This is a genomic window from Kribbella shirazensis, from assembly GCF_011761605.1.
In the GTDB taxonomy this organism is placed as follows: Bacteria; Actinomycetota; Actinomycetes; order Propionibacteriales; family Kribbellaceae; genus Kribbella; species Kribbella shirazensis.
Window position 1 is genome coordinate 7382631 of sequence record NZ_JAASRO010000001.1, and the last position, 18545, is coordinate 7401175.

The following is an 18545-nucleotide window of genomic DNA, read 5'->3' on the forward strand; positions in this document are numbered from 1 at the left end:
CCATGGTCGCTTCCAGCGGGATCCTGGTGGTCCGAGGCGAGGGACCTTGACGTCGTCCACTACAACCGCGCGATGTCGTCCGGCACAGCGAGACCAAGCGGCTCCTGACGGCCAATACACAGCGCGGATCGACAGAGCTACGGTTCACTCGTTGGCCTCGCACCGATGGACATCAGAGCTGCGCCCAGTCGTCACCGGAGGCCGTGGAAAGCGACCGAACCAGGGCTTGGACCCGGCACTCCGCGAACCTGGCCGAGGGCGCAAGCCGCCCCGAGCGGGTGATCGGACGGGTACAGCCCATCCTTCGCTCCGGCAGAGATGGGCTCGTCTCCGCGCATGCACACCTGCCGCGAATCCTTGTCGCCAGGTGCTGCACCTGCCGCGGCGAACCTAGCCCAGTGGTCTGCCTCAACTGGCGTCCTGGACTGCCGGGGACGGGGATCGCGCGATCCCCGAGCGGGATCTCCCTCCCCCGGCGCTGCACCGAGCCGCCCCGGGCCCACAGATGCGCGCCGCGCAACGACATCTGAAGGCCACGCCGATGCGCTGCTCAGACAGATGCCTGGCGATGCTCATCGGGACCTTGTCAACGACGGTTGAAAACGGACCCCTTTGCGGCGGTTGAAAGTGAACCCCCTTGCTGGTTGTCATGGTTGGTCGTCGGTCGGTGTGGGGATCCGGCCGAGGTTGTGGTTCTTGAGGCGGTAGGAGTCGCCTTTGAGGGCGATGACGTCGGCGTGGTGGACGAGCCGGTCGATCATGGCGGCGGCGACGGTGTCGTCTCCGAAGACTTCGCCCCAGCGGCCGAACTCTTTGTTGCTGGTCACGATCAGGGATGCTCGTTCGTAGCGTGACGAGACGAGTTGGAAGAAGAGGTTCGCGGCTTCGTGTTCGAAGGGGATGTAGCCGACTTCGTCGATGACGAGTAGTGGGTAGCGGCCTAGGCGGCGGAGTTCGTCTTGGAGCCGGCCCGCGGTGTGGGTTTCGGCGAGCCGGTCGACCCATTCGGCGGCGGTGGCGAACAGGACGCGGTGGCCGGCTTGGCAGGCGCGGATGGCGATGCCGGTGGCGAGGTGAGTCTTGCCGGTGCCGGGTGGTCCGAGGAACACCACGTTCTCCTTGCCGGCGATGAAGTCGAGTGTGCCGAGGTGGGCGATGACGTCGCGTTTGAGTCCGCGGGCGTGGTCGAAGTCGAACTCCTCGAGGCTCTTGCGGGCGGGGAATCTAGCGGCCCGGATCCGGCCCTCGCCGCCGTGGGACTCACGGGCTGAGACTTCGCGTTGCAGACATGCGGCCAGGAACTCCTCATGCGTCCATGACTCGGCCCTGGCTCGTTCGGCCAGTCGTGGGACGGCTTCGCGCAGGGTTGGTGCCTTCAACGCCCTGGTCAGGAACGCCAGTTCACCACTCAGGTCTCGTTCGGTCTTGACGACCGTGCCGGGCTTGCCGGGCGAGCTCGCGCGGGTTGCCATCACGCCACCTCTCCGCCGGCGCGATCCCCGGCCTGCCCGGCGTGCCCGGCCTGCCCGGCCGGGTGGGTCAGGCCGAACACGGTGTCGTAGACCGACAAGTCTCGGCGTTCCACCACGACCTCAGCCCCGGTCGCTCGGCTGGTGGCGTGGTCTCTGCCCGCTGTGGCGTAGTGGGCAAGACGCTTCGCGGTCTCTCGATGGGCAGGGTCGGTGATGGTCTGGTGCCTGGCCCAGCACCGCTGGTGCCTGCCCACGACCGTGCCGCTGCAGGTGATGGTGACCGTGGTGAGGTCCGCGTTGACGTCGACGAACCGGCCGACCACGACGGGATCGACGGAATAGTCGTTGGACGCGATCCGCACGTAGTAGTCCCGCGGCAGCCGGACCCGGGCCGACCATCCGATCGACGGAGCCGTCGGCGGCATCGCCAGCATCGCCGCCCGGTCAGTGGCCCACCGTGCCGTCGGCGCGCAGCCGATCCGCCGTGAGTGCCGGGCGTTGGCCAGCACCAGCCAGTCGGTCAGCTGGGCGTTGAAGTCGCGGTGCCCGATGAACGTCCGCCCGGGCAGGAACGAGGTCTCGAAGTAGCCGTTGTTCCGCTCAACCAGCCCCTTGGCCTCCGGGTCGCGGGGCCGACACAGATGCACCCCGATGCCCAGGCTGCCGCGGAACGTTTCGAACTCGTCCGTCAGTGTCGGCTTGCCGCGCCGCCAACACCCCACCGCGGACTCGTTGTCCCAGACCAGCTCGCGCGGCACCGCGCCGATATTCTGCAGCAGCTGCCAGTGCCCCGCGATCAGGTCCGGTGCCTGCCGCGACGCGATCATCAACGCCCACCGCATCCGCGAGTAGCCAGACGTCATCACCAGCACCGGCGGTGATCCTGCCTGGCCAGCTCCCAGCGGCACCCGGGCCGGCGGGAACCACAGATCGCACTGCACCCGATGCCCCGCGTCATATTCCGTCCGGGACGCCGGATCCGACGGCAGATAGTACGGCCGCAGCACCCGGACCCGGTCCTTGAGCACCGTCAACCCATGCTGCCAGCCGATCCGCTCCGCGATCACCGTGGCCGGCATCGTCGGGGTCTCCTTCAACAACTGCCTGATCTGAGGTTCGACCCCATCAACCCTCGAACCCCTCGAGACCCGGACATACTTCGGCGCCGTGTCTCGCGCCAGCGCACGACGAACAGCATTCCGCGAGATCCCCAGCTCACGCGCGATCGCCTTGATCGCCTTGCCCTCCGACCTGTACAACCGACGGATCTCAGCCCAGTCCTCCACTGTCATCACCCTTCACAGGGTCACGCACGGGGTTCACTTTCAACCGTCGCGAGAGGGTCAGTCTTCACCCGTCGTCGACAGACCTCCGGCGCATCCAAGGCTCAGGCTGTCTTACGCCTCGCGCGCAGAATCACGAACACGCCGGAAACGGTGAGCAGCCCGCCCAGCGCGAGTGAGCCAAGGCCGATCTCGAACAGCCACGGCATGGTCAGGGCGTACCTGACTTCTGTATCCAATCCCGGTGACGCATCGGTGTTCATGATCACAACGCGGTACTCTCCGTCCGTAACAGACCAGGTCAACTGCGGCGACGGGCCGCTGGCCGAAGCAGCCCAGAACGACTGCCTCTCGGGCCGCAGCGGCCTCGCGGTACCCGGCGTGTCTGCGGTCTGCAGCCTGTACGGCCAGAGATCGAGACGACGCACGGTCTGCACCGCAGCGCCAGACAAGTAGCTCTCAGCCGCTGAGGCTGGCGCCACCCCGACGAACAGCGGCTCGTCGTTGGCACGCGCGTCGATGCGCAGCGTGAACTCACCGAAGCTGCCGGGCACCGCGCCAGGCGAGACGTTAGCCGCGCGGGCGACAAGGGCTCGGCTCGTTGCAGTCACCGGGTGGTACGCGGTCCGCATGGTGTCGTCGGGGCCGGTGGTTGCAGTCAGCACCCCTCCGGCCGCGGCTAGGCAGCCGCCGATCACCAGGACCGCGACACCGACCACCACCCGCAGAGTCCTACTGATCATCTTCATCTCCTTGAGATAGACGTGCCGCGGCCGGCTGAGCCACGATTGCGAACGTCCACACCGTCCACGTCCCCGTTGCACGGCCGTTGCGGCACGGAGCTGGTACATGGACAGAAGCGAAGAGCGGCGTACCGCCTGCCCTCGTGCAACCACCGTGCAACTCGCGCAGCGAGCATCTGATCGCGAGCACTCCGCGGAGTCACCAGGTGCCGGGAAAGGAGACGCAGGATGGCCAGAGCAGGACGGGTCGGCCCCACAGGTCCACCGACTCATCGGCAGTCACAAAAGGATCGAGTGCAATGGCGGGAAGTCGTCACCTTCGTGGCACTGAGCTACGCGATCGCCTGGGCCTTCTGGACACCGATATGGCCAGACGCGCTGCAGTCGCTGACGCGCTGGCGTACGCCGACGAGCTATGGCGGAGGCGCCTACACCGCACTAGGTATGTTCGCTCCCGCGGCCGCCGCCCTCGTCATGCGCCTGTTCATCAGCAAGGAAGGGTTGAGGGGTTCTCTGGGCGTCGTCCGGCGATGGCACTACTACCTCATCGCTGTCTTCGGCCCGGTCGCACTGGTGATGTCCACGATCGGCATCTCTGTTGCTACCGGCATCGGCGAGTTCGACCCAGGCACCAATAGGCCGTTCTGGTACGTATTCCTTCTCCTGCTGGTCATCGGTACACCGATCAGCTCCGCGCTCGCGCTCGGCGAGGAGTACGGTTGGCGTGGCTACCTGCTCCCCAAGTTGCTCCCCCTCGGCGAAGTCACGGCATCCGTTATCGTCGCGCTTATCTGGGCGCCGTGGCACCTGCTTCTGCTGCTAGTAGGGCTCAACTACCCCGGCAAGGACCCGCTCGGGGTGCTCGTTCTCATGACCACCCTCGGCATCGGCCTGTCCCTTCTTTTGACGCGGCTGTACGTCGCCGCGGGCTGCAGCGTACTCGTCGTCGCGTTCCTGCACGGCAGCCTGAACTCCTTCTCTGACCGGCTTTCGGACGCCAAGCATCTTTCCGGCGACCCATTCGTCGTCACGGTGGGCGGCCTGGTCGGCATCGGCCTGATCGCCATCGTCGTTCTCATCACCTACTGGCGACGCAGCCCAGTCGTGTCCGCAACCGAGCAGCCGGCGACCAGCAGCGCACAGGGCGACAGGGGTCACGACGAGTTGCCCGCAGGACCGTGACCTCCAACCAGTCATCGTCCCGAACCGTTACTGCCTACGAGGCTGGCCCTGAGGCCCGTTACAAGAAAAGCCGGTTGGTGGTGGTTCGCGACCTAGGTTCGTGCGCACTGGCCACCTGGTAAGGCGCGAAGGCGTACATCCGGAGCTGCAGATGAGTAGTGGATCGGCGCTGACCTGTACGGAGACGTCCTCCCAGGGATCGGTGTCGAGTGGGGTACGTCTTGGCGGATCTCTGCGATGAGCGACGTCTCGCCGGACTCGGTCGCGGCCGAAATGAACACCCCGCTTCCTGCCGTTGCTACGAAGCCGTCCGACAAGGACTGTGCAGGGACGATTGGATCCTTGTCGGGTGCGCCAGGTAGTACTGCCATTCCGAGATCGGCACGCGGCAGGCCTGGCTCCTCGAGGGCCCGCGGCGACCGCTGGTGTTCTCATCGGTCATGGGTAGACGGCAATTCGTGGCCACCGGAGGGCTCCTCGTTCGAGCGCTCTTCCTGGGCGCTCGCGCTCATCCGCACGCGCACTCAGCCTGGACTGAGTGTCGCCGCACGCCGACGACTCAATTCCCCCGTTCTCCAGACGTTGAGCTGCCGCAAATCGGCGACGAGTGGGCGCGGCAGTGGCGTACGTGAAGGATCAGTGGACTCGGGCGGTGAAGCAGGGCGACGGCTCGAGCGAGCGGGTTCGTACGGCTAAGTGGGGGCGGGGGAAGCGGTGGTTGGCGGGATGGGTGGATCCGGAGGGGCGGGAGCGATCTAGGCGTTTGGGACGAAGACGGATCGGGAGCGTGGGGAGTACATCGATCCGGAGGCCGGAAAGGTTCGGTTTGAGGAGGTTGCCGAGAGGTGGCTGGCGTCCCGGGTGGTGGATCCGGCAACGGCACTCAAGTACGAGTCGTCTTTGCGGCTCCACGTAGTACCTGTGTTTGGGCGGCGGCAGTTGCGGACGATCAAGCCTTCTGAGATTGCGGCTTGGGTGGCTGGACTCGATGCGCGGTTCGGGGCTTCTACGGCGCGTACGGCGTATCTCGTGATGCACGGGACGCTGGAGGTTGCCGTCGACGATGAGGCGATCAAGCGGAATCCGGCAAAGGCGCGAGTGGTCAAGGTGCCGGCGGAGAAGGGTGGAAAGACTACCGCCTGGAGCGACGAGGTTGTGCTGCGGATCGTGGAAGGGCATCCGGCGCAGTACTGGCCGATCGCCTCCATCGGCGCTGCGCGCGGGCTGCGGCAGGCGAGCTGTTCGGGATGGCCGAGGAGGACGTCGATTTCGAGGAGGTGGTTATCCGAGTTCGGCGGCAGGTGAAGAAGTTGGGGCGGGAGTTCGTGTTCGCGTTGCCGAAGAACGACACCGAGCGGACGGTGCCGATGTCGGAGGGGTGGCCGTGATGCTGACGGAGTACATCGACGCCATGAAGCCTCGGCCCTACTGGCTGCCGTGGGAGAAGGTTGACGGGAAGCCACACACGGTCAACCTGCTGTTCGGCTGGACTGACGACAAGCGCATCCGGGCGCGGGCGTATGACGTGCTCGTGTGGAAGCCGGCGCTCTTCCAGGCGGGCGTCATACCAGAGCCGACGAAGGACGTCCGCGGCAGGCGGCAGTACTTCTCGAGTCGCGAGAACGGCATGCACGCACTCAGGGACTACTACGCGAGCATCACGCTGGCAGACGGCGTGAACATCGAGGAGCTGGCGCAGTACATGGGCCACGGCGACGCAGGGTTCACGCTCCAGCTCTACACCCACATGCTGCGGTCGTCACACGAGCGGACGCGGAAGGCTGTCGACTCGCGGCTGTCTGACCTGCGGAAACGTCAACTGGATGCGCACGCCGGAGATGGCAGGCGAGATGACTAGGCGCTGGATTTCGGAGGTGCCTTCGAAGATGGTGTAGATCTCTTCAAGCCTGACTGGGATTCAGCCGGGGATGGGCGAAACGACCGCTGACCTGCGGTCTTGTCTCTCATCGGTGATCAGCCGTGGTCATGGCTTTTCAGCGTCCCACGTAGCAGGGACGTAGCGGGAACTTGCCTGCGGCAACATCTTGCGACGTTCGGGGACGCGTGCCACTAACGGGGCACGAATGCAGGGGCACCCTGCTGCCGTCAGCTCCGCTGGGCGGCGTCGATGAAGTGCTTGATGTGGGTGAGTTGGGCCGGGTCGATGGTGTGGCCGCCGTGGAAGGTCAGGAGTTCGACGTCGGCACCTCGGCGACGTAGTTGGTCGGTCAGCCTGTGGGTCTGGGCGGGGGTGGCCATCGGGTCGCTGTCGCCGTTGACGATGAGCACCCGCTTCCCGGCCAGCGCGTGATCAAGCGGCTCGTCGTCGACGAACGGCACCATGGCGGCCAGCAGAACGGCGCCTGCGAGCGACTCCGGGTGGCGGAGGAGCAAGGCGGATGCCATGTTGGCGCCGTTCGAGAAGCCGACAGCGAGCCACGAGCCGGGAGCCACGCCGTACTTCTGCTCGGCGGCAGCCAGAAAGCCGGCGAGCTCGTCGGCGCGCAACCGCAGGTCGTCCTCGTCGAACACACCCTCGCGGAGCCTCCGGAAGAACCGGGCCATCCCCTGCTCCGACACGGTCCCCCGCGGTGACAGCACGGGCGCGTCGGGTGCCAGGTACTGCCGCAGCACGAGAAGGTCGTGCTCATCGCCACCGGTCCCGTGCAGGAACAGGAGCGGCAGCGCGGACGAACCCGGCATCCAGACGTGCGGCCGCGCGAGGACGTCCTCGCTCATGAGCCCGGCTCTGGGGGTGGCGGTACGCGCAGTGCCGGCAGCGAGGCCTGGATCTGCTCGCGGCTCGGCTCGAGCCACGGTGGCAGCTTCAGGTGCTGACCGAGTTCCAGCAGCGGCTCGTCCACCGTGAAGCCCGGCTGGTCGGTCGCGATCTCCAGCAGGACCCCGCCCGGCTCACGGAAGTAGATCGAGGTGAAGTACTGCCGATCGATGATCTCGGTGACCTGGACACCGGCCTCCATCAATTCGAGGCGCCACTTCGCCTGGGTCTCGCCGTCCGGTGCCCGAAAGGCGATGTGATGGACCGTTCCCGCCGCCTGCAGTCCGCGCCGAGCGCTGCTGGGCCGTACATCGACCGCCGTACCCTCCGCTCCCCCGGACATCACGAACCGCGAGCCGTCGGACGTGTCCTCGCCGTGCCGCATGCCCAGCATCCCAGCGAGCATCTCGGCCGTGGGGTCGAGCGACTGCTCGGTCATGGTGACCGAGAACAGCCCTCGGATCGCGCTGTCGAACGGGATGGCCGCGACACCGTCCCAGCCAGACCGGGTGTCACCGTCGGACGCGACGAGCTCGATGACCAGGCCGTCGGGATCGCGCAGCCGCAGGACCTCCTCGTCGGACCGGGCGACCGGCGCGTCCGCGTCGACGCCAAGTGTCTGCAGCCGCCGCTGCCACCAGCCCAGCGACTCCGGCGGCACACTGAACGCCGTCGCCGTCGTCAGACCGGTGCCTTGCCTGCCTTTCGGCACCCCCGGCCAAGGGAAGAACGTCAACAGCGTCGACGGGCGGCCCGACGAGTCCCCGTAGTACAGGTGGTACGTGTCCGGCGCGTCGAAGTTGACCGTCCGCTTCACCAGCCGCAGCCCGAGAACCGACGTGTAGAAGTCGACGTTGCGCTGCGGATCCTCGGCAATCGCCGTGACGTGATGCAGCCCGTGTGGTGCAATCGTGTTGCCCATCGCTCGTTCCTTCCAGCCGCCAACAAGGGGGCGGAACAGGCCGCCCCCGACACTAGGGACCAGGCTTGCCCGTTGCGCGTGACAGTCTGCTCTTGCGGTACCCGTCAGATCGCGATTCAGTTCACCGCCTCTCGCCCGTTCGCGTTCTCGACACCGATCTACTCCTAGGCGACATCGGTGAACGGTTCGGCCGGGGCAGCTGACGAGCCTCGGCCCGAGTCCGCGGCCGCGCTTAGAGTCAGCGCGGTGGTGACCACGCTCGCGTGACTGAATGCCTGTGGAGTGTTTCCGAGATGGCGTCCGGTCGTCGGGTCGTACTCCTCACTCAGCAGACCGACGTCGTTCCGCAGCGACAGCAGACGCTCGAACATCTCGACTGCCTCGTCCGTGCGGCCGATGCCGTGCAAAGCGTCGACGAGCCAGAAGGATGCGGCCAAGAAGGTGCCTTCGCCGCCTGGTACGCCGTCGACATTGTTACCGTCGTCGCTGACGAGGTACCGCTGGACGAGTCCCTGATCGGTGAGACAGCGCTGGATTGTGTTCACGGTCGCGACCATGTGCGGATCGTCCCAGGAGGTGAAGCCGTAGCGCGGCATCAGCAGGACGGCCGCGTCGAGTTTCGGCGACCCGTACGACTGGGTGTAGGCCTGGCGTCCTGAGTGGTAGCCGCGGTCGCAGATCTCGAGCGCGATGGTACGGCGCATCGCTTCCAGCCGTTCGAGCTCACGCGACTCATCGGTGCCCTGGTGCGCGAGCGAGCGGATCCGGATCGCACGGTCAACACCAACCCACGCCAGGACCTTCGAGTGCACGAAGTGCCGGCAGGGCCCTCGAACCTCCCAGAGCCCGTGGTCGGGTTCCTGCCAGTGCCGTTCGATCTGGTCGAGCAGGGCGTGCTCGATCTTTTCCTGCTCAGCGGTCGCAGGGATGCCGGCTTCGCGCACCGCCAAGAGGATGTCCAGAACCTCGCCCCAGACGTCGTTCTGATGCTGGATTGCGGCGGCGTTCCCGACCCGGACCGGGCTTGAGCCTTCATATCCGGGCAGCCAGTCGAGCGTTTGCTCGGGAACGTGCTCGGCACCGTCGATGGCATACATGATCTGTGGATCCGACGGACTGTCGATGACGCTGCGCACCAGCCAGTCCCGCCAGGCTTCGGCCTCTTCGAGGAAGCCCGCACCGATGAATGCGTAGAGGGTGAACGTGGCGTCACGCAACCAGGCGTAGCGGTAGTCCCAGTTGCGGGACCCGCCGATCTGCTCGGGCAGTGAGGTTGTGGCGGCGGCCACGATGCTGCCGGTCGGGGCGTAGGTGAGTGCCTTGAGGACGATGAGCGACTGGTTCACTTCCTCGACCCATGGACCGGCGTAGGTTGATCGGCCTACCCACTCGGTCCAGAACGCCTCGGTGTCAGCCAGGGCCACGTCCGGAACGACTCTGCTGGCCACATCGGTGGCCGCGTAGGTCAGTGTGAACGTGATCCGCTCCCCCGCACCGATGACGAAGTCAGCCGTCGAGGACCCGTCGGCGGCCCTCAGCGCGACATCACCATCGAGCCACAGTTCATCCTCACCGGAGGCCGCGATCAGCCGCCCGTCGACGCTGCGGCGCCAGAGCGGCACGTCCCGGCCATAGGTCATGCGTGGCACGAACTGGGTTCGCATCGTCACACTGCCGACCAGGCCGTCCACGATTCGCACCACTACTGGTGTCGACGAGCCCGGGACCATGAAGTCGGTGACCCTGACGGCACCGTCGGCTGTCGTCCAGTCCGTTTCGAGGATGAGGGTCTCGGGCCGGTACTGCCGCTTGCCGCTGTGACTCGGCTCGACCGGGGCGAGCGACCACCGCCCGTGGTCTGCATGCCCCAGAAGCGCTGCGAACACGGCCGGCGAGTCGAAACGCGGCAGGAGCAACCAGTCGATCGCGCCGTCCACGCCGACGAGCCCGGCCGTGCGCAGATCGCCGATGAGGGCGTAGTCCTCGATGTGCCGCGCCATGATCGTCCCGTCCGCTCCGTCTGGTCATTGCTTCCAGCGTCGTCCGGACCGGCCGCCATCGCGCCAGTGTTGGTCCCTGGCCCGGCACCCTGGACGCGCAGCCCAGGGCCCGGGTATCAGGCCAGGAGGTCGTGCGGAATGCCAGCGGCCGCGTACGCGTCGGCCTCATCGAGCGTCTCGTGCTTCAGGAGTTCAGCTGCAATCCCGTCCAACCGCTCGCGGTTCTCCCGCAACAACCGCCTCGCCTCCTGGTAGCACTCCTCGATGAGACGTCGTACCTCCTCGTCGACGGTGTTCAGCAACGCGTCGGAAGCGACGGCCCGCGGATCGCCGTCGGACGGCAGGACGGACACAGGACCCACGGCCTGGGACATTCCCCAGCGGCCGACCATCGATCGTGCGATGCGGGTCGCGGTTTCGAGATCGCTCTCCGCGCCGGTGGTGACCACTCCCAGCACCTCCTGCTCAGCCGCCATCCCACCAAGGGCGCCGATGATCCGGCCGCGCAGGTAGTCGGCGTCGTACCCGTAGCGGTCCATCTCGGGCGTCGACAACGTGACACCGAGCGCACGGCCCCGAGGAATGATGGACACCTTTCGGACCGGGTCAGCGCCGGCCTGGATCATCCCGAGCAGCGCGTGGCCTCCCTCGTGGTACGCCGTACGACGTCGCTCCTCCTCCGGCATCACCACATTGCGGGCCGTGCCGAGCTGGATCTTCTCCAGCGCATCGGTCAGGTCGTGTCGGCGGATCTCCGAACGGCCGGTGCGGGCGGCCGCCAGCGCGGCCTCGTTCAGCAGGTTCGCCAAATCCGCGCCGGTCATGCCCGGGGTGGACTTGGCCAACGCGGCGAGGTCGACGTCCGCCGTCAGCGGCTTTTCCCGCGCATGAACCTTCAGGATCGCCTCGCGGCCAGCCTGATCCGGTGCGTGCACGGTGATCGTGCGGTCGAACCGGCCGGGACGCAACAGCGCCGGATCCAGGACGTCGGGGCGGTTCGTGGCGGCCAGCACGATCACGCCCTCCGTCCCGGAGAAGCCGTCCATCTCGGTCAGGATCTGGTTGAGCGTCTGCTCGCCCTCGTCATGCCCTCCGATCGCCCGGCCGCCGCCGCGCGCCCGCCCGATCGTGTCGATCTCGTCGATGAAGACGATCGCCGGCGCCACCTTCCGGGCCTCCCGGAACAGTTCGCGCACTCGGCTCGCGCCGACACCGACGATCGCCTCGATGAACTCCGACGCGCTCGCCGAGAAGAACGGGACCCCGGCCTCACCGGCCGTCGCCCGGGCCAACAAGGTCTTCCCCGTCCCCGGCGCGCCCGCGAGCAGCACGCCCTTGGGTGCCCGGGCGCCGACCCTTCGGTACTTGCCCGGATCCTTCAGATAGTCGACGATCTCGGTGATCTCAGTCTCGACCTCGTCGATTCCCGCTACGTCGGCGAAGGTCGTCCGGACGCTCTCCGGATCCACGGGCTTCTTCTGTCCGTTGCCCAACAGCCCGCCGAGCCCACCTGTCGCGGCACGTTGCTGGCGCCGGAACAGCCACAGGTAGAACCCGACCAGCAGCAGGATCGGAGCGAACGAGATCAGGAGATTCCACAGCGCCCCGCGCTCCTGGACCACAGGTGTCGCCCGGACGGTCGTGCCGCTCTTTTCCAACGCGCCGTACAGGTTGTCGTTCGCGAACGTCGGCCGCTCGGTCGTGAACTTCGTGTACTCCGTATCAGTCTTGCCCGGGACCGACGCCGCCTGCTTCAACCGACCCTCGATCGTGTCACCACGCGCGAAAACCTCGGCTACGTTTCCCTTCTCTACCTGCGTAGTGAATTCGGTGTAGGCGATGGTCTCCGCGCTGGCCGCCATCTGGTCCTGCGTCGTGGTCAGCAAGAACAACACCAAGTAGCCACCCACGATCCAGGCCGTCACCCTCAGCCACCGGGGAAGCCGCGGCCGGCCCTCCTTCCCCATCGGAAGACCTTCGGTCCGCCACGGCTGATCAGAACGCTGCCGTGCGCCGTCCGGGCGCTCATCACGATCCGGCGCCGACACCTGGTCGCTCTCCCGCCGACTCTGATCACTCATCGTCTCCTCCATCACTAGGCCGCCGCCATCGTCGAGCAGAGTGGGCCTGGCTCGAGCCCGTCGGAATCCCTGGCAAGGATGGAACTGCCGGCACCCGTTGCCTGGGCCAATGACAGATCCGGCTACACGGCGATTGTCCACGTCCGATGGCCGCAAGGCGACGCCGCGCACAGGTGCGGAACGGTCGCTTCGGGGCGGGCGGGATCGACGCCGTTCTTCCGCCGTGACACGGCCCGTAGGAAGACCCGGGTGATCCACGGGTGTGACAACGCAAGTAGTAGATGACGCTCTTGTTATGTCGGACGGATCGGCCGTCCCGCCTGAGAGGAGCGCGCAGTGATGAAGGTCAATCGCAGTGTCACGCCTGTCGGAGCCGTGACTCGCGGCCTTCTGGCGGGGACCGTCGGCACGTTGGCAATGGACGCATTGCTGTATCTCCGCTACCGCAAGGACGGCGGCAAAGATGGGTTCCCACGGTGGGAGCTGTCTGCCAACGTGGACGCCTGGGACCAGGCGCCGGCACCGGCGCGGGGTGGGGAGACGGCTGTTCGAAGGGCTGTTCCGCCGTGAGCTGCCCAACGAGCGCTCGGCCTTGGTCAACAACCTCACGCACTGGGGATACGGCATCTTCAACGGGGCCGCCTACGGAATCCTCGCCGGCTCAGCGAAGACACCGCGTGCTTGGTTCGGCCTCCCCTTCGGAGCCGGTGTGTGGGGATCGGGCTACATCGTTCTCCCGGCCGCCGATCTCTACGAGCCGATCTGGGAGTACGACCGCCGCACCATCACGAAGGATCTCACCGCTCACCTTGTCTACGGAACAACCACGGCCGCGATCTTCAAACTCCTCCGCCGATGACGGTGGAACCACGAAGAGGGCGGAGGTATTCGATGAAGCTGTTTCGTGGTCGAGCGACGAAAGCCGCGTCCGGGGCCGCGGCCGGTACTTCGCAGCGCGCTGACGACGGACCGGTGGTGGTCTTGGTCAACGATTTGCGAACGCACCAGGACGCGATCGAATGGGCGGCCGCCGAGGCAGCCGCGCGTCAGTCGGAGTTGCGGGTCGCGTATGCGTTCCGATGGCACGGGACCGACGACGGGTTCGGGAATCCGATCGTTGACGTGCGAGCCCGCGGAGAGGCTGAGCGGGTCGCCCTGACCGCGGAGCGATTGGCGCGGCACATCGTGCCCAGCCTGCGGGTCACGCCGTACATCTGCCCGGGGAAACCTTCGGCGATCGTGGCCGATCTGGTTCGGCACGGTGGCAGCGAGAGTCTCCTGGTCGTCGGACGGGATCACTCGTCCGACCGCTTCGTCAGATGGTCGACCCGGCACTTGTTCCGCCAAACGACAGGCGCCGTCGCGGTGATCGGGTTGGCCGGTCCGGAAGCGATCGGTCCGTCATCCGGTCGGGTCGTTGTCGGCGTCGACGAGAACGGCGGACCGGTCACCGCTCTCGCGTTCGCGTTTCGCGCCGCACGGCGTCGTCGTACCGGCCTCACGATTGTCCATGCCAGGACGCGTAAAGGTGGTGATATCGGCGAGGCCGCTCGCCTGCTACAGCTCGCGTACCCGGAGATCCACGTCCGCTGGCGCATCGTTGCCGGCCTGGCGGAATCGGCGATCCTCGCAGAGTCGGCGTCCGCCGCCCTGACTGTCGTCGGCTCCGGCGCGCCCGGTCGGCTCAGCGGCTTCGTTCGTCGATCCACGGCCGACACCGTCCAGCGCCTCGCACGCAGCCCGGTCGTCCTCGTCGGAACCAGGTCCTGAAGCAACCAGGGGCGGGACCAGGGGGAGTGACGGGGGCGCCGCGCTCACTGGGCGAGTCAGGCTGGGCTGTCCGCACCGCAGCCCCATGTCCTGTGAAGGGAACAAGCATGTCCAACAAGAACGAGGACGAATACTCCGCAGCCGTTGTCGACGTCGGGATCTCCCGGCGTGACGTGGTCCGCGCCGCAGGGGCGGGTGCTCTCGCACTCGGCCTGGGGAGCAACGCGATGGCGGCCCAGGCCGCGCCGGCAACGGCCACCGTCCCTTCGGTTACACGCGGGCACGCCCCGCAAGGTCCCGGCTCCGTCTCGGGAGCACCGCACCTTCCACCGGGGTTTCGCACCACCTTCACCAGCCGCTACATCGACATCGGTGACGTGCGCCTGCACGCGGTCATCGGTGGCCGCGGCCGGCCGCTGTTGCTGGTGCACGGCTGGCCACAGACCTGGTACGCGTGGCGCATGCTGATGCCTGCGCTGGCGCGGGAATTCCAGGTCATCGCCGTCGATCAGCGCGGCATCGGCTTGTCCGACAAGCCCCTGCACGGGTACGACACCGCCACCCAGGCGGATGACCTGGTCGCACTGATGGAGGCGCTCGGGCACCAGCGGTTCGCGGTGTACGGCACTGACACCGGATTGTCGATCGCCTACGCGCTCGCCGCCGATCACCGCGACCGCATCGACCGCTTGATTGTTTCGGAGGCGTCCGTCTTCGGCGTGTCGCCCTCCCCCGCCCTCTTCCAGCCACCGGACCTGAACGCGCGCCTGTGGCACCTCGCGTTCAACCAACTGCCGGCCCACATCAACGAAGCGCTGGTACGGGGACGAGAAGACATCTTCTTCGGCGCGGAGTTCGACGTCTGGGCCGGGGTCAACAAACTGCCGGAGTACGCGGTGAACTATTACATCCGCATCCTGCAGTCCGGCCGCGATGCGCTGCGCGGCAGCTTCGGGTGGTACCGCGCGATTCCGGAGAGCGCCGCCCAGAACAAGGTGCGGGCAATCAACAGGCTCACCTTGCCGGTGCTGGCGATCGTGGCGCAGGAAGGCGTCCCGGGCGGCGCCGCGATGGCCATGAGCTTGGTGGCGGACGACGTTCAAGGCGTGAACGTTCCGAATGGCCACTGGGTCGCCGAGCAGGCACCCAACGAGGTGCTCAGCGCTCTGACGTCCTTCCTGGCGCCGTACCGAAGCGGACCGGTCCGGTGAGACAGGAGCAGAACCCCGGGCAGACCCGGGAGCAGACCAGGGGCTGCAACGGGGGCGGAGGACAGAGCCGTGGGACCAGGCTTGATGGAGTCACCAACCACATCGGGACTCCCCCAGGGAGATCCTGAACCACCCCACGACCTGCCAGTGGACGGACCTGCCGTTCGACAGAGATCCGCGCCGCCACCAGGTCGCTGCGCCAAGGAGGCGTCATGAGCACCACTGTCGACACCGCGACCGGCATCGAGTCGTTCCAGATCGACATTCCGCAAGAACAGCTCGAAGACATGCTCCGGCGGATCATGGGAACGCGCTGGCCGACCAAGGAGCTCGTCTCAGACCGGTCCCAGGGCGTGCAGCGGGCGACCGTCGAGGCCCTCGCCCGGTACTGGGCGAACGAATACGACTGGCGCACGTTCGAGGCCAGACTGAACACGCTCCCCCAGTACACGACCCAGATCGACGGCGTCGAGATCCACTTCATCCACGTCAGGTCGCGGCACGAGGACGCGCTTCCGCTGATCATGACCCACGGCTGGCCCGGCTCGGTCGCCGAGCTGCTCGACACCATCGGTCCGCTCACCGATCCGACTGCTCACGGTGGCAGGGCCGAGGACGCGTTCCACCTGGTGCTGCCGTCGTTGCCCGGGTACGGCTTCTCCAGCCAGCCGTCCGAGCTCGGCTGGCACTCCGGCCGGATCGCGCAGGCATGGGCGACACTGATGGAGCGCCTCGGCTACACCCGCTACGTCGCCCAGGGCGGCGACGTGGGCGCGTCGGTCACCGATGCTATGGGCCGGCTTGCGCCCGACGGGCTGGTCGGGATCCACGTCAACCTGCTCGCCGGAGCGATCGCCTTCAAGGACCAGCTGCCGGCCAACTCCGAGCAGGAACGCACGGCGCTTGACGCCCTCAACGCGTTCATGACCGACGGCTTCGGCTACTTCCTCGAGCAGACCAACCGACCGCAGACGATCGGGTACTCGTTGCTCGACTCGCCGGTCGGGCTGGCAGCCTGGATGCTCGACCACGACACGGACAGCTACTACAAGATGTCCCAGGCGTTCGTCGAGGACCAGCCCGTCGGCAATCTCACCAAGCAGAACATCCTCGACAACATCACTACCTACTGGTTGACCGGCACCGGCGCGTCCGCAGCTCGCTGGTACTGGGAGTTCGGACGCTTCGTGGCAGCGGCTGCGGCGGCCGGCCAGGCACCGCCGCCGGTCAAGGTTCCGGTCGGCTTCACGACATTCCCCGGCGAACTCTGGGCCGCCCCGCGCAGTTGGGTCGAGACGGTCTACCCAGGCGTCGCCTACTTCAACGAGGTCGACAAGGGCGGCCACTTCGCCTCCTGGGAGGAGCCAGACCTTTTCTGCGCCGAAGTACGCGCCGCGTTCAGCTCACTGCGGTAGGACGTCGTTCGTCGAGTGCGCGTGGCCGCGACAGTGTTGCCGCGGCCACGCGCACGTCGGGCGAGCCCAGTACTACCGACGCAATTCGCGGTCGAGTGCGGCCCGTACGGCGAACCGCGCCCGCGCGAGTCGCTCGCGCGCCTCGTCCGGAGAAAGGCCGAGCTCGATGACGGCCCGACTCAAAGGCGCGCTCTCGATGTCGACCAGGCTGAGGAGACCGACGTCGACCGGATCGAGCTTGGTGAGCGCCGCGGCGACAGCGCTGTACGTCTCGACCGTCACGAGCGCGTCGTCAGGACTGAGCACCCGCGCCTCTCCCCACGCCACAGGTGGATTGACCCACGCGCCGGCGTCCGGGCCGTCGGTGTAGAAGTCGGGATAGAACACCTCAGCCGCGTCGGCGTCCGGGTCCATGCCCGGCACCGGCGCGACCGGGGACTGGACGTCGGGCAGGGGCATGGCGGCGAGTCGCTCGAGGGCAGCGGCGAGGCCCGGACCGGACGTATCGGTCGCAGGGTCTGCGAGCGCGGACGCGACGGTCTCCTGCACCAAATCGTCGGCTGCGTCGGCGTCGAGGGCGCTAGCAAGCGCATAGAGATGTGGCAGTTGTGCGGTCAGCAGCTCGGCACGGCCACTGTCCATGTCGGCGATCATGGCACGCACCGAATCACTGGGATGCCTCTGAGGGCGTGACCGAAGCAGTCCCACCGTGCTCTGCAGTTGGTCCATCAGGCACGAGCAGTCGTTGCAGCCGGCCACGTGGCCCTCGAACGCCGCGCGGTCGGCTACCGGCAGCAACCCGGTGAGCTGATCGTTTGCGAGATGTACTGCGGCCTCACACGTGAGCGGCTTCACGACGCGGCCTGTTCGGCCGGCCCGAGGGCAACTCCCTCGGCGAGCTTCAGCCTGGTCCACACATTCATGTTGATGACGACCCCAATAATCTCGAGGATCTCCTCGGGCCGGAAATGCTCGGCGAGCGCGTCGTGCCGTGCAGCGAAGTCGTCGGCGACCGTCGCGTCGGCCACCCGCGTGATCGCCTCCGCGTAAGCGAGGGCAGCACGGGCGGCGTCATCATGGAAGTCTGTCTCCCACCAGGCAGTGAGGGTGTCGATTACCGGCTGCCGGACGCCGAAGTTCCGAGCGGCCCCGTAGTGGACATTCAGGCAGTAGGCGCAGTTGTTGATCTGAGATACCCGCAGGCGCAGGAGTTCGGCGAGCTTGCGGTCGATCCGAAGGTCGGCCTGGTAGCCGAAGGCGGTAGCGCCATGACGTGCGAGTTCGGCCAGATCTTCGTTGGCCGAGCTGTCGACCCGTCGATTCGTCACTGTCAGATCGGTCATGTCGTTCTCCCGTAGAGATCAGGCGCTCGGGGTGCGCTTGGCGTCATCGGCCCTGTGCGGCACGGTTGATCTGCAGGCAGGCGAGGCCAGTCATGTCCAACCAGGAGCTGTTCCCGGCGACGACCAGACGGGCCAGCACCTCGTCGCAGTAGGCGCAGCGCAGAACGAGGCCCGGTCCGATGTACACCCGGCATTGCGCCATCATCATGCTGGAACGGCAGGCGCCGCACCGGCCGACCGCCGTCGTGATGTCGAAGGCGAGCAGCTCGGACAGCGGGCCGGCGGCAGCGTTTCCGTCGAGATAGGTCAGCGAGGCGTCCATCGAGGCTCCCTAGGTTCGATAC

The 18545-nt window shown here is 67.0% G+C and carries 17 protein-coding genes; 7 read left to right on the plus strand and 10 right to left on the minus strand.

The window, feature by feature from the left end; genetic code table 11:
- Window positions 1-647 precede the first annotated feature (647 nt).
- From istB to BJY22_RS35260, 3 genes are all read right to left on the minus strand, one after another.
- Window positions 648-1472: an IS21-like element helper ATPase IstB gene (gene istB / locus BJY22_RS35250; protein WP_167206450.1), complete on the minus strand. Its 825-nt coding sequence runs from the start codon at window positions 1470-1472 to the stop codon at window positions 648-650.
- Complete coding sequence (istA, locus tag BJY22_RS35255; protein WP_337758587.1) at window positions 1472-2767, minus strand: IS21 family transposase; 1296 nt, start codon at window positions 2765-2767, stop codon at window positions 1472-1474. Before istA ends, istB begins: the two co-directional genes overlap by 1 nt.
- A gap of 92 nt (window positions 2768-2859) precedes the next feature.
- Complete coding sequence (locus BJY22_RS35260) at window positions 2860-3504, minus strand: hypothetical protein (protein WP_167215804.1); 645 nt, start codon at window positions 3502-3504, stop codon at window positions 2860-2862.
- A gap of 288 nt (window positions 3505-3792) precedes the next feature.
- On the opposite strand from BJY22_RS35260, the gene BJY22_RS35265 reads away from it, so the two are divergent.
- From BJY22_RS35265 to BJY22_RS42110, 3 genes are all read left to right on the plus strand, one after another.
- Complete coding sequence (locus BJY22_RS35265; protein WP_167215806.1) at window positions 3793-4680, plus strand: CPBP family glutamic-type intramembrane protease; 888 nt, start codon at window positions 3793-3795, stop codon at window positions 4678-4680.
- A 798-nt stretch (window positions 4681-5478) separates the two neighbouring features.
- The gene (locus BJY22_RS35270) at window positions 5479-5985 is read left to right on the plus strand and encodes an N-terminal phage integrase SAM-like domain-containing protein (RefSeq protein ID WP_337759840.1); all 507 of its coding nucleotides are present in this window, start codon (window positions 5479-5481) and stop codon (window positions 5983-5985) included.
- Between the two features lie 82 nt (window positions 5986-6067).
- Entirely contained in the window at window positions 6068-6538 is a 471-nt protein-coding gene (locus tag BJY22_RS42110; RefSeq protein WP_167215810.1) for a site-specific integrase, read from the plus strand.
- Between the two features lie 248 nt (window positions 6539-6786).
- Here the strand turns inward: BJY22_RS42110 and BJY22_RS35280 are convergent, their stop codons facing one another.
- The 4 genes from BJY22_RS35280 to ftsH all read right to left on the minus strand — a co-directional run bounded on the left by BJY22_RS35280 (window position 6787) and on the right by ftsH (window position 12462).
- Window positions 6787-7419: an alpha/beta hydrolase gene (locus BJY22_RS35280; protein ID WP_167215812.1), complete on the minus strand. Its 633-nt coding sequence runs from the start codon at window positions 7417-7419 to the stop codon at window positions 6787-6789.
- Window positions 7416-8381 (minus strand): ring-cleaving dioxygenase, encoded by a 966-nt coding sequence (locus tag BJY22_RS35285; RefSeq protein WP_167215814.1) that lies wholly within the window; start codon window positions 8379-8381, stop codon window positions 7416-7418. Before BJY22_RS35285 ends, BJY22_RS35280 begins: the two co-directional genes overlap by 4 nt.
- A gap of 164 nt (window positions 8382-8545) precedes the next feature.
- Complete coding sequence (locus BJY22_RS35290; RefSeq protein WP_167215816.1) at window positions 8546-10381, minus strand: glycoside hydrolase family 15 protein; 1836 nt, start codon at window positions 10379-10381, stop codon at window positions 8546-8548.
- A 116-nt stretch (window positions 10382-10497) separates the two neighbouring features.
- Window positions 10498-12462, minus strand: a complete 1965-nt coding sequence (gene ftsH, locus BJY22_RS35295) for an ATP-dependent zinc metalloprotease FtsH (RefSeq protein ID WP_167215818.1) — start codon at window positions 12460-12462, stop codon at window positions 10498-10500.
- A 532-nt stretch (window positions 12463-12994) separates the two neighbouring features.
- Here ftsH and BJY22_RS35300 point away from each other — a divergent pair.
- From BJY22_RS35300 to BJY22_RS35315, 4 genes are all read left to right on the plus strand, one after another.
- A complete protein-coding gene (locus BJY22_RS35300; protein ID WP_167215820.1) occupies window positions 12995-13321 on the plus strand; it encodes a DUF1440 domain-containing protein in 327 nt (108 codons plus the stop codon).
- 32 nt (window positions 13322-13353) lie between these two features.
- Window positions 13354-14232, plus strand: a complete 879-nt coding sequence (locus BJY22_RS35305) for a universal stress protein (RefSeq protein WP_167215822.1) — start codon at window positions 13354-13356, stop codon at window positions 14230-14232.
- Between the two features lie 227 nt (window positions 14233-14459).
- A complete protein-coding gene (locus tag BJY22_RS35310) occupies window positions 14460-15443 on the plus strand; it encodes an alpha/beta fold hydrolase (RefSeq protein ID WP_167215824.1) in 984 nt (327 codons plus the stop codon).
- A 212-nt stretch (window positions 15444-15655) separates the two neighbouring features.
- Window positions 15656-16858 carry an epoxide hydrolase family protein gene (locus BJY22_RS35315; protein WP_167215826.1) on the plus strand — a complete coding sequence of 401 codons (1203 nt, stop codon included), beginning with the start codon at window positions 15656-15658 and terminating at the stop codon, window positions 16856-16858.
- A 72-nt stretch (window positions 16859-16930) separates the two neighbouring features.
- Here BJY22_RS35315 and BJY22_RS35320 read toward each other — a convergent pair whose 3' ends face one another.
- The 3 genes from BJY22_RS35320 to BJY22_RS35330 all read right to left on the minus strand — a co-directional run bounded on the left by BJY22_RS35320 (window position 16931) and on the right by BJY22_RS35330 (window position 18523).
- Window positions 16931-17500, minus strand: a complete 570-nt coding sequence (locus BJY22_RS35320) for a hypothetical protein (protein WP_167215828.1) — start codon at window positions 17498-17500, stop codon at window positions 16931-16933.
- A 209-nt stretch (window positions 17501-17709) separates the two neighbouring features.
- Entirely contained in the window at window positions 17710-18201 is a 492-nt protein-coding gene (locus BJY22_RS35325) for a carboxymuconolactone decarboxylase family protein (protein WP_167215830.1), read from the minus strand.
- A gap of 43 nt (window positions 18202-18244) precedes the next feature.
- A complete protein-coding gene (locus BJY22_RS35330; protein WP_167215832.1) occupies window positions 18245-18523 on the minus strand; it encodes a DUF6510 family protein in 279 nt (92 codons plus the stop codon).
- Window positions 18524-18545: the final 22 nt, after the last annotated feature.